The sequence below is a fragment of the Bradyrhizobium sp. WYCCWR 12699 genome (assembly GCF_032144035.1).
Classification (GTDB): domain Bacteria; phylum Pseudomonadota; class Alphaproteobacteria; order Rhizobiales; family Xanthobacteraceae; genus Bradyrhizobium.
The window spans coordinates 1,525,684-1,537,058 of the sequence record NZ_JAVTJN010000039.1 but is presented as its reverse complement, the minus strand read 5'-3'; the positions used below and the strand labels follow the sequence as shown (position 1 = coordinate 1,537,058).

The 11,375-nt window shown below is 60.7% G+C and carries 10 protein-coding genes; 8 read left to right on the top strand and 2 right to left on the bottom strand.

Annotation, left to right across the window (positions count from 1 at the left end; all coding sequences use genetic code 11):
- Positions 1–18: 18 nt before the first annotated feature.
- From RPS27_RS37910 to RPS27_RS37880, 7 genes are all read left to right on the top strand, one after another.
- Positions 19–630 carry a DUF1285 domain-containing protein gene (locus RPS27_RS37910; protein ID WP_194406582.1) on the top strand — a complete coding sequence of 204 codons (612 nt, stop codon included), beginning with the start codon at positions 19–21 and terminating at the stop codon, positions 628–630.
- On the top strand, positions 627–1,298 hold the full coding sequence (locus RPS27_RS37905) for a CoA pyrophosphatase (RefSeq protein ID WP_211419478.1): 672 nt from the start codon (positions 627–629) through the stop codon (positions 1,296–1,298). Before RPS27_RS37910 ends, RPS27_RS37905 begins: the two co-directional genes overlap by 4 nt.
- Complete coding sequence (locus tag RPS27_RS37900) at positions 1,295–1,558, top strand: DUF6111 family protein (protein ID WP_211419477.1); 264 nt, start codon at positions 1,295–1,297, stop codon at positions 1,556–1,558. Before RPS27_RS37905 ends, RPS27_RS37900 begins: the two co-directional genes overlap by 4 nt.
- A 10-nt stretch (positions 1,559–1,568) precedes the next feature.
- Entirely contained in the window at positions 1,569–2,825 is a 1,257-nt protein-coding gene (locus tag RPS27_RS37895) for a CCA tRNA nucleotidyltransferase (RefSeq protein WP_212065611.1), read from the top strand.
- Complete coding sequence (locus tag RPS27_RS37890; RefSeq protein WP_212065610.1) at positions 2,822–3,592, top strand: sulfite exporter TauE/SafE family protein; 771 nt, start codon at positions 2,822–2,824, stop codon at positions 3,590–3,592. The genes RPS27_RS37895 and RPS27_RS37890 overlap by 4 nt, the downstream gene beginning before the upstream one ends.
- Before the next feature lie 1,447 nt (positions 3,593–5,039).
- A complete protein-coding gene (locus RPS27_RS37885; RefSeq protein WP_211419474.1) occupies positions 5,040–5,258 on the top strand; it encodes a hypothetical protein in 219 nt (72 codons plus the stop codon).
- A 519-nt stretch (positions 5,259–5,777) separates the two neighbouring features.
- The gene (locus tag RPS27_RS37880) at positions 5,778–6,278 is read left to right on the top strand and encodes a GrpB family protein (protein ID WP_211419473.1); all 501 of its coding nucleotides are present in this window, start codon (positions 5,778–5,780) and stop codon (positions 6,276–6,278) included.
- 243 nt (positions 6,279–6,521) lie between these two features.
- On the opposite strand, the gene RPS27_RS37875 is transcribed toward RPS27_RS37880, so the two are convergent.
- Together RPS27_RS37875 and RPS27_RS37870 are read right to left on the bottom strand one after the other, a co-directional pair.
- Positions 6,522–6,698 carry a hypothetical protein gene (locus RPS27_RS37875; protein WP_212065609.1) on the bottom strand — a complete coding sequence of 59 codons (177 nt, stop codon included), beginning with the start codon at positions 6,696–6,698 and terminating at the stop codon, positions 6,522–6,524.
- 29 nt (positions 6,699–6,727) lie between these two features.
- Entirely contained in the window at positions 6,728–7,207 is a 480-nt protein-coding gene (locus tag RPS27_RS37870; protein WP_212065608.1) for a hypothetical protein, read from the bottom strand.
- Positions 7,208–7,953: 746 nt separating this feature from the next.
- Here RPS27_RS37870 and RPS27_RS37865 point away from each other — a divergent pair.
- Complete coding sequence (locus RPS27_RS37865) at positions 7,954–11,310, top strand: adenylate/guanylate cyclase domain-containing protein (RefSeq protein ID WP_212065607.1); 3,357 nt, start codon at positions 7,954–7,956, stop codon at positions 11,308–11,310.
- The last annotated feature ends 65 nt before the right edge of the window (positions 11,311–11,375 follow it).

Here is an 11,375-nt window from a genome sequence, read left to right as displayed (position 1 = left end):
ACAAAGTCAGGGCAAACCATGGCGAACCAAGGGCAGAGCGCCAATCACGGTCTCGAAGGGCTGACGGCCGCTGCGAAAAACGCTGCCAATACCGAAGGCGCCAAAAAGGGCCTGCCGCCGGTGCATCTGTGGAATCCGCCGTTTTGCGGCGATCTCGACATCCGAATCGCCTCCGATGGTACTTGGTTCTACTTGGGTACGCCAATCGGACGTCCCGCTTTGGTGCGGCTGTTCTCGACCATCCTCAAGCGCGAGGGCGACAAGCATTTCCTGGTCACGCCGGTGGAGAAGGTCGGCATCCGCGTCGACGATGCGCCGTTCATGGCGGTCGAGATGCTGACGCATGGCGAGGGCCGCCAGCGCGTGCTGAGTTTCCGCACCAATGTCGACGACTGGGTCACCTGCGATGCCGCGCACCGGCTGCGCTTCGAGCAGGCGGCGGACGGTGGGCTGACGCCCTATTTGCATGTCCGCGCCGATCTCTGGGCCAAGGTCACGCGGGCGCTCTATTACGATCTGGTTGACATGGGCGAGGAGCGGATGGTCGATGGCCAGCCGATGTTCGGCGTCGAATCATCCGGCGAATTCTTCGCCATGGCCGATGCGGAGCAGGTGAGGGCCGCGCTTTGAACAAGCCAATCCTGAAGAAAGATCCAGCCGCGATTGGCGCGGCGGATTTCTTCGCCCGCTCGAAGGCGAAGCTCGGCTTCGACGTGCCGGCCGGCCTCTACGATCCCAACATCATTCCCGCCTCGGGCGATCCCGGCACCGACAAGATGCTGGAGATCGTCGCGCGCGAGCAGCCGGTGCGGCCCGCGGCGGTCCTGATCGCCGTGGTCGATCATCCGGAGCCGACCATCCTGCTGACGCAGCGCTCGGCCCATCTCAACGACCATGCCGGCCAGATCGCCTTTCCCGGCGGCAAGATCGACGCGACCGATTCCTCGCCGCTGGACGCGGCGCTCCGCGAGGCCGAAGAGGAGGTCGGGCTGTCCAGGGATTTCGTCGAGCCGCTCGGCTATCTCGATCTCTACGGCACCGCGTTCGGCTTCCGGATCTTGCCGACAGTCGCCAGGGTGCGGCCCGGCTTTTCGCTCAGCATCAACCATTCGGAGGTTGATGACGCCTTCGAGGTGCCGCTATCCTTCCTGATGAACCCGGTGAACCATCAGGTGCACAGCAAGGAATTCCGCGGCATGGAGCGGTTCTACTACGCCATGCCGTTCGCGGAACGCTACATCTGGGGAGCGACGGCCGGAATGCTGCGTGTGCTGTATGAGCGGATCTATTCGTCATGATCCGGCCGATTCTGACCGAGATCGGAATCTTCCTCATTCCCTTTGCCGTCTATGCGCTGTTCCTGGCCGCGACGCGCTCCGGCCTGTTCGCGCGCTCGTCCTGGCCGGTCACCGTCGTGGCGCGCCTCGTCCTGGCAGCGCTCGTGCTCGTCATCGCGGGGTTGATCGGCTTCGCGCATTTCTCCGGCGCCGCCCCGGATTCGACCTATATTCCCGCCCATATCGAGAATGGCAGGCTGGTGCCCGGCGTGGAAAGATAGGGGCGGCACGATGAGCGCGGAGCCGATACTCGCCGATGCGCCCTGGCTGATCTCGGGCGGGACCGCGCGTGTCCTGCGATTGCTCAATGCCGACGGCGAGGAGGCGCGGGTGGTCGGTGGCGCCGTGCGCAACGCGCTGCTCGGCCTTGTGCCCGGCGACATCGACATCGCGACCACGGCGCGGCCGGAGGAGGTGATGCGGCGCGCCAAGGCCGCCGGCATCAAGAGCGTGCCGACCGGCATCGATCACGGCACCGTCACGCTGGTCATCGACAGCCACCCCTACGAAGTCACGACGCTGCGCGAGGATACCGAGACCTTCGGCCGCAAGGCCAAGGTCGCGTTCGGCCGCGACTGGGTGAAGGACGCCGAGCGGCGCGACTTCACCATGAACGGCCTGTCGGTCGATGCGAGGGGCGTCGTCTACGACCATGTCGGCGGCATCGCGGATGCCAGAGCGCGCCGCGTGCGCTTCATCGGCGATCCCGACCAGCGCATCGCCGAGGATTATTTGCGCATCCTGCGCTTCTTCCGCATCCACGCCGCTTTCGGCGCGGGCGAGCCCGACCGCGACGGCACGCTCGCCTGCATCCGCGGGCGCGACGGCCTCGCCAGCCTCTCGGCCGAGCGGGTGCGCATGGAAATGCTGAAGCTCTTGGTGGCATCGGGCGCCGCGGCCGCCGCGCTGGCCATGGCCGAGGGCGGCTTGCTGCAGGCGCTGGTCGGCGGCGTCGTCTACACCGGGCCGCTGGCGACGATGATCGCGATCGAGCGCGAGCTCGGCCTCGCCGCGAGCAGCACGCGGCGCCTCGCCGCGCTGACCGTCGCCGTGACCGAGGATGCCAAGCGCGTCGCCACGCGCCTGCGGCTATCCAATGCCGAGACCAAGGCGCTGGATTCGATGGGTCACCGCTGGTGGCGCCTCGCCACCAAGGACGATGCCAATGCCCGGCGGCTGCTCTACCGGCTCGGGCCTGAGCGCTATCACGATCGCGTGTTGCTGGGCTGGGCGAGGAACGGCGGCGATGTCACCTCGATGCGCTGGCGCGCGCTCGCCGAGCTGCCGCAGCGCTGGACTGCGCCGAAATTTCCGCTGAAAGCCGCCGATTTCCTCGCGCGCGGATTGGCCGAAGGACCCGCGCTCGGGCATGTGTTGACGCTCGCCGAGGACGCTTGGCTTGCGGCGGATTTTCCACTAGATGAAGCCGCGCTCGCTTCCATCGCCGATCAAGCTGCGGCCCGCATCAGCCGCGACGAGAGAACGTGACCATCGTCTCAGCCTTCGCCGACATCTCGATCTTTCAGCTCTTGCTGGTCGCGTTGATGGCGTTGTTTGCTTCGATCATCGGTGGTCTCGCCGGTTACGGCACCGGCGCCCTGATGCCGCTGGTGCTGGTGCCGCTGGTCGGCGCCGAGCCCGTGGTGCCGATCATCGCGATCTCCGCCATCTTCACCAATTGCAGCCGCGCGGTCGCCTACCTGCGCTACGCCGATCGCCGCCGCGCAGCTATCGTGCTCGCCTGCGCCGCGCTGACGACCGCGGTCGGCGCCTTCGGCTACACGCGGCTGAGCAATGCGGGCGCAGCCGTCGTGATCGGCGCGATGCTGATCCTGAGCGTGCCGCTGCGCCGGGTGCTCCGCCGCCGCGAGGTCAAGATCTCCGACAGCGGCCTCGCCGCCGGCTCGGTCGGCTATGGCGTGCTGGTCGGCGGCACCTCCGGCTCCGGCGTGATCCTGCTGTCGCTCCTGATGGCCGCGGGCCTGGAGGGCGCCGCCGTGATCGCGACCGACGCGATGATCTCGCTCGGCACCGGCCTCATCAAGATCTCCGTGTTCGGCCTCGCCGGCGCCGTCACCGCGCAGGTGCTCGCCTTCGCCCTCCTGATCGGCGCGATCGCGATCCCCGGCGCGTTCCTGGCAAAAGCCTTCGTCGAGCGAATGCCGCTGCACATCCACACCGTGATCTTGGATGTCGCGGTGATCACCGGCGGGCTGGTGATGATCTCGGCGGCGGCGCGGCAGCTCTTGGCGTAGACGGGCCCAACTGGGCATTCGCAAGTATCCGCGATCCGGGCTTGTTCTGGTAACGTTGGCTTCTGAGCGCCAAGCGGACGTCGCCTGGATCGGCTTTCTTCAGGAGCGCCGCCGCCAAAAGGGATGCTGTCCGGAATATGTGCATCCAATATAATGAAGTCTTGCTGTCTCAGGCGAGGATTAGCCCCGGCAGTTCAGGGAAGCGCCCGAAAAACAGCCTGTCGGCAGTGTGGCTCGAGAGTTGCTTTGCGACATACACGGCAAGCAGAGACGGCTTCGCGCATCGATGATCGGCTCAGTTCGGTGAACTTCACCGAACGATGTGATGCCGTCCACTCGACGGGCCCTGAGGCCAACGTGAGCAGCAAGCGGGGCCTAAGTTCCATAATTGTCTATGTCCGAGACCGGACATAGTTGATATAGTCTGCTTCATCATCGACCAGCCCTAGGCATTTATCGATGACTGAGAGCGCGTTTGCTCCCGCCTGAATTGCCAGCGGTGAGACATGTGCCACATTTGCAAAACCCTCGACGATCAAATCCGTCGCTACCGTCGTCTACAGGACCGCATCAACGACCGTCAGGTGGAAGAGGCTACGCTCCATATGGTAGCCGAGCTGGAGGCGAGAAAGGCCGCCCTTCACCCCGCAGACAAGTAAACGGTCTCAGTTGGCTGTTTCCCAGCTTCGACTGCCAAGCGGCTAGGGGCCATGAACGGGAGCTAGTCGCAATATCTTAGCCTCGCTGTCCGTGTCGGGATACCGGCGGAGGTTTGTTGGTGGCCTCGCTCGCAGTTCCTATGTCGGAGGCCCGACGTATAGGATAAGGTCTTGCAATCACCGTTCCCTGAATTGGCGACTACCGGTGACTGAGAGTGTTGTGCTCCCGCCTAACCGCAGGAATGCCACGTGTCTCCATCCGATCCCCGCTTCCCCGATGAGCCTCAGCGCTGCCCCAAATGCCAAGAGCCCCTTTACCTGGTCGGTATCACGACAGGTCCTAAAGGACTCAATGTACGATCATTCGAATGCGGCAGATGTAACCATGCCATCACAGTGTCGGCTGTCTTGTCCCGATGAAGCAGGATGGGCCAGCCGCGTCCGCCGCAGACGAGCGACCATCCGACCAAGACGTTCGTCGGGATCTCGAAGCAATGTCCACCAGCGAACTTCGACAATTGTTGTTTGAGGTTGAGCAAGTCATGCTTGCCAGAGGTTTGCGGCCAGACAGGTTCTTTTGAACTCAAGAGACTGCCTAGAAAGTGGGTAGTCCGAGGCGAGCGCCCACCTTTGCTCGTTGGCAGGCAAGTAGCTGGCCGCGACATGACGTCAGCTCATGGCCCTCAAGTGACCTTCACGGCGATGCACGCTGAGGACAAGCCCAAATGCTATGTCCGGATCGGATTTACCAAATATCCTTAGAGTGTCGCTCGCGAGCGGAAATATCGATGACTGAGAAGCACGTCGCTTCCATACCGATTGGGAGGCTTTCGATGATTTCCATCAAAGAGTGCAAAATATTCGCTGCCGAATACAAAACTCTGGGATGCGAACCTGATATTTCCGCTCGCCGATCCACTGTGCTTCTTAGCATTTCACGTAGTTGGATAGCGCTGGCACACCAGCTTGAAAACCTGACGATGATAGTCAAAGACGAAGAGAAGTAAGGCCGCCCCAGACAGGCCAGGATGCAATCCCTGTCGCCTTTGACCGTAAACGGACTCTGGATGTGCGGCCGGCGGTTCATGATCAGTCCTGCGTCACCCGATTGTTCTCATGCAGCTGAAATGCCCACTTCGATACTTAGAAACTTACCGCCGGCACGGTGAGTACTTTGAATCATCTCAGTAGCGATAAATTCTCAGGGTCGAAGCGCGGGAAGACCAGCGTTGCAAGTGCGGCGCCCAGCCCGCGCCAAAGCACACGAAGATGGACTCCATGCCTGGCCTCACCGGTCGGGTTTTTGAATGCCAGTCGGCGAACGCACTTTGACCGAGGACAAAGAGTGAGGCCGCCGCCTCAATTGGCGGCCTCTTTCATGTTGTCGATGTGGTCCATGTCGCCTATTGGCCCGTAGCTGACCTGCGCGGCGGCGTCCGCCGACAGCCGCTTTTGACCCGAAGCGGTCAAAGCGGTTGCATCTCGGCGATCTAGCCGGCGTTGATACTTCGACCTAATATTGAGAGATGTCGCTCACCAGCCCGATCAGGCCTTATGATCCCACTTGGCCGCAGCAGTACGCGGCAGAAGAGGCGCGACTGAAACCTATTTTTGGCTCCGCGCTGGTTGGAGTTCATCACGTTGGTAGCACCGCTGTACCCGAATTGGCCGCCAAGGGTGAAATTGACGTCCTCTCGGTGGTGAAGTCAGCGAGCGGGCTGGAACATTGGAGTCAATCATTAGCGGCGCTAGGCTATCGTCGTGGAGGCGACCTCTCGGCTGGCCACTATTTCTTCAAGCGGGACGTGAACGGTGTCCGCACTCACAAGCTTCATGTGTGCCTCGTTGGCCACGGACAGATTGAGCGGATGCTGAGATTTCGAGACCATCTGCGCAAGGATGCAGGGGACCGTTCGAGATATCAGGAATTGAAGCTAAGGCTCGAGCGCGAAAACACCTCAGGTATTCGGCAATACTTGATAGCCAAAGATCCGTTTATCCAAGATGTACTGGCCAACCTCGATTGATTGTTGACTAGCCGAACACAGGTTCAGCCATCGTCTCAGGAAGCAGGCCTGCCAGCCTTCGAGCCTTGAGTCCGCTTGTGGCCCTTAGATGACCTCACGTTCCTATGAGCGAACGTCGGCTTTCCCACCTATAGCGGACCACATCGGAACGTGGCTCCGGGCAGTCGTCGGCGCCTTCATGATGCGCCAGACCTACTAGGTGCTCACCAACCAAGCACATCTGCGGCGTCAGCCGATATGAAGCTACTTGGGCTTTTGCTTGTCCGCTAACTCGCGAGCGGCCAACCCAAGCTCCAGCTCTCTGAGCTGTTCGACCAACTCTTTGACGATCTCATCGTAGTCAGATGGCGTCAGTGAATGCACGCCTCGCAATACCATTTGCTTCTGAAGGATCGTCGCCATCATGGCTTTAACGCTCATGGGCCGCTCAAATTCAACTCGCTACAAAATCAATCTGAAGTAGATGCCAAGCGCTGCGGATGCGCAATCTCCGTAGAATTACGGCCCATGACGAGGGCGTTGCGGGCATCCAAGAACCACTTTGGCAGGTGCTCGACAATTGAGCGCGAAATAAGAAGCGCCGGATTGCGTTCCTTGTTTCGGGACGCGATCTGAGCGTATCGAAAGCCGAGTCGCGCTTCGGCAAGTAAAATTTGGTTCTGTGTCATAATCATAATGACTCCGACGCAAAAATAGAAAATAGGGTGGAAAAACAAAAACATCGGGAGGAGTAGGTGGATACTGTGAGTCGCCTGCGCGCGATGGCATCGCTGTGCCGTCAGACTGCCGCGCATCACCCTGATCGAAGTTGCAAACTGCTCGCTGAAGCTGAGTTTTGGGAGCATTTGGCCGATGATGCACTGCGCGATCAGTCGTGCACATCTGGCTTCCCGCTCCCAGCAATCGGAGATGATGCGAACGCTACGCAATCGGCCCCCAGTATGGCGGCATGAGCGCTTTTGGCGCCAGAGTCCCCTTGAGGGTCACGGCTACCCCTATGCAGAGCGTCATGTTCTGGGGAGAAGCAGGTCTCAATTTCCTCACGGCGTACGTGCGAGGCAGCGCTTGGAATAGCGGTAAGTCACGAAAGCTGGACTAATTTTTTTTGGCAGGGGTTGCGTTCATGGATAGCGTAGAGCGGTGCTTCGCCGCGGTGACGGCAATTGGATTTTTTGTGACCGTCGTGGGGGTCATACTGCTGCAGACGATCTAGGTTCTAGCTCCGCGCGAATTGCAGGCCAGCTCGCTGGGACCGGGCTTTGGGCTGTAGGTCAGCCGCGCTGCGCTCAAGATCACTTGGGGCTACTTCTTCAACAGTATCCCTAGTGTTCGCGCCATTCGCCTCACTGATCCTGCGTGACGGCCTAGCTCGGCTGCTATCTTCGATACGCCAGCGCGTGCTCGGGCGAGCCTGACCAGTCGTCGAATTTCCTGCTCGTCCCATTGTTTTGGCTTCAGTGTTTTCATGGTGCGGCGCTCAACCCGCGCCAGCTAACCAGCGAGCCTACTAGCCGACACTTGGGAAATTTACGGGGTGGTGTGGTCCCACGAGGCGCGCGGGAGGGCGCTCATGACCCAAACCGTCCGTCCGTACCAGCAATCCGAAGAAGCCGTACCCTAGACAGTCTGCCTCGCCTGGGGGATCATGCGACGTTAGGCGAGCTGGGACGCCGTTATGGACGTCGGAGGTTGGCTGCGGAGGCTTGGCCTCGAGCAATATGAGGCGGCATTCCGCGATAATGAGATTGACGATACCGTCCTGCCGAACCTGACGGCGGAGGACTTGAAGGACCTTGGGGTAGGACTTGTAGGGCATCGCCGCAAGTTGCTCGACGCCATTGCCGCCTTTCGCGCCAAAACGGGCGCACCGGCGCCGCTATCCGATGTTCCAATGGCGACCGACAACGTCACGAAGGATACGGCCGAGCGCCGCCAGGTTACCGTGATGTTCTCGGACCTCGTTGGCTCGACGTCGCTCTCCACACGCATGGACCCAGAAGACCTGCGCGATGTCATTTCGGCTTATCAAACTTGCGTCGCCGAGACGGTGCGTGGGTTTGAGGGTTTCGTCGCCAAATACATGGGCGACGGCGTACTCATTTATTTCGGCTATCCGCAAGCCCACGAGGACGATGCTGAGCGCGCCGTGCGCGCGGGGCTTGAAGCAATTGCCGCAGTGGGCGCACTCAAATTGTCCGTTCCGCTGCAAACCCGCGTCGGTATCGCGACCGGACTGGTGGTTGTTGGCGATCTAATCGGATCGGGCGAGGCACAGGAGCGCGGCATCATCGGCGAAACGCCTAACCTTGCCGCACGCCTGCAGGGCCTGGCTGAGCCGAACACGGTTGTAATTGCCGAGACCACGCGAAGGCTCTTGGGCAATCTGTTTGAACTTAAGGACGTTGGACCTCAGGAACTCAAAGGCATCCCGGGCCGCATCAGAGCTTGGGCGGCACTGCGACCGTCTATAGTCGAGGGCCGCTTCGAGGCCCTCCACGCGGGCGGCGGATTGAGCGAACTTATAGGGCGTCAGGAAGAACTCGAACTGCTAATGCGGCGCTGGTCGAAGGCAAAGACCGGCCAGGGTCAAGTGGTGTTGCTTTCCGGCGAACCAGGCATTGGCAAGTCACGGCTCACGGCAGCGCTAATTGAACAACTTGCTTCCGAGCCGCACACGCGCTTGCGCTATTTCTGTTCATCGCAGCATACAGACAGCGCGCTTTACCCGATCATTACCCAGATGGAGCGTGCGGCCGGATTCGCGCATGACGACACGATACAAGCAAAGCTCGACAGGATAGATACCCTGCTAGCGCAGTTCTTGACGCCACACCAAGATATTGCGCTGCTCACTGAGATGCTTTCCCTGCCGAACGACGGACGATATCCCAATCTAGAGTTAACTGCACCGCAGCGCCGACAAGAAACGTTTGAGGCGCTAACCAGGCAAGTTGAGGCTCGATCCAAGCCTAATCCGGTCCTGATGATATTCGAGGACGTGCATTGGATCGATCCGACGAGCCTTGAAGCACTCGGTCACACGATCGATCGCCTAAGAAATCTCCGGGTGCTGCTGATTATCACGTACCGGCCCGAGTTCGAGCCGCCGTGGATCGGAAGGCCATATGTCACTGCAGCTCATCTAAACCGCCTCGGCGAAGACGAGAGCAAGGCCATAGTCAACCGGATATCTGGAAGCGCGCTACTTCCCGCAAACATCAGACAGGACATAATTGAACGCACCGATGGCATACCCCTGTTCGTCGAGGAGATAACCAAGGCGGTGCTGGAGGCAGGTGAGGAAGGTGGTGAGAGATCAGCTGCGAGTATGCCCTCGCGATCCGTCGCCGTTCCTCCGACCCTCCATGCTTCGTTGCTGGCGCGGCTTGACCGGCTCGGATCACCCGCCAGGGAAGTGGCTCAGGTTGGCGCGGCAATCGGTCGAGAATTCTCCTACGAGCTACTCCTTCCCGTAGCGCAGCGGAGCTCGGCTGGGCTGAATGGAGCACTCGATCAGCTTGTATCCGCCGAACTGATCTTCAGACGCGGAATGCCACCACACGCGGAATACACCTTTAAACACGCCCTGGTTCAAGATGCCGCCTACAGCACGCTGCTGCGGGCACCCCGTCAGAGGCTGCATGCACGAATTGCCGAAGCGCTCGAACAGCTATTTCCCCAGCGCGCCAGTATCGAACCCGAGCTGTTAGCGCACCATTTCACAAATGCCGGACAGGCAGAACGCGCTATTTCATACTGGTTGAAGGCCGGACGGCGTGCAGCGGAGCGATCCGCCGACAAGGAGGCTGTGCGTCATCTCAGGCGGGGCCTGGAAATATTGATGGTGCTGCCGCATTCCGCACAGAAGGACCAGCAGGAACTCGACTTTCAGCTCGCCTTGGGCACGCCTTTGGCCGCTCAGCATGGGTATGGCAACCCAGTCGTCGGAGCTGCGCGCGATCGCGCGATTGCCTTGTGTGAAAAATTAGGCGACATGCAGCACCTATTGCCCTGCCTCTACGGGCAATATGCCTATTGCATAGCGAGCGGCAAGATCCGCAAGGCACTTGAGTATTCGGAGCGCTGCCAATCGCTGGCCGCGGAAACCGGCGACCGCGTGGCGCGATTGATCGCACACCGCGCCATGGGCGCATCGCTGCTTGAAATGGGCGAGTTCGAGGGCGCCAAGACGCAGCTTGAACAGATCCTTGCAATCGACAGGACCGACGCGGACCAAGCTCTTTCGGTGCTTTACCTCGCGGATCCGCACGCGTCAGGTCTTGCCTATCTGGCACTGAGCCTGTGGGCCTTGGGATACCCCGACCAGGCAGTTGCGGCACGCCAAAAGGCAATCAAACATGCCTTGGATACAGAACACGCAAACACCAGCGGCATAGTTGCCATCTACGCTGGCGCACAATTGTCCGTATTGCTCGGCAAGATGGAGGACGTCAGGAACTACGTTGATAACTTAAACGCACAACTCGGCCCGCGCGTGCCACTCTGGGCAACTAGCTGCGGTCAAATACTTAAGGGATGGGCGATCGGGTGTGCAGAGCAGCTGGAAGGCGGCATTGCGCTGATGAAGCACGGAATACATGCGGCCGAAACACAGGTTCGGTTTCATTCCCCGCAGTACCATTCTCTCCTTGCAGTCCTCCAAGCACGCGCGGGAGATATGCAGGACAGCGTGAGCACGATCAGAAAAGCCAAAGAGCTGATGGACGAAACAGGCGAGTTTCTCTGGCAGGCCGAGGTGCTCAGAATAGAGGGTGAACTCCGATTGCTTTTCGGAGCACCTACAAATGAAGCGGAAGCAGGCTTTGTTCAGGCCCTCGAAGTCGCCCGCAAGCAGCGGGCAAAATCGCTCGAGCTGCGCGCCGCGATGAGCCTGGCGCGGCTGTGGCGCGATCGAGGGAAGGGGGATGAGGCCCGCGAACTTCTCGCTCCGCTCTACGGCTGGTTCGCCGAGGGCTTTGACACGTTGGACTTGAAGCAGGCCAGAGCGTTACTCACCGAGCTGGCGCAATGAGGGTTGTCGTATCGCGAAGGCCAGCTTCGGAGGGGCAGCTTCTGGCCCGATGGCGACGTTCGGTT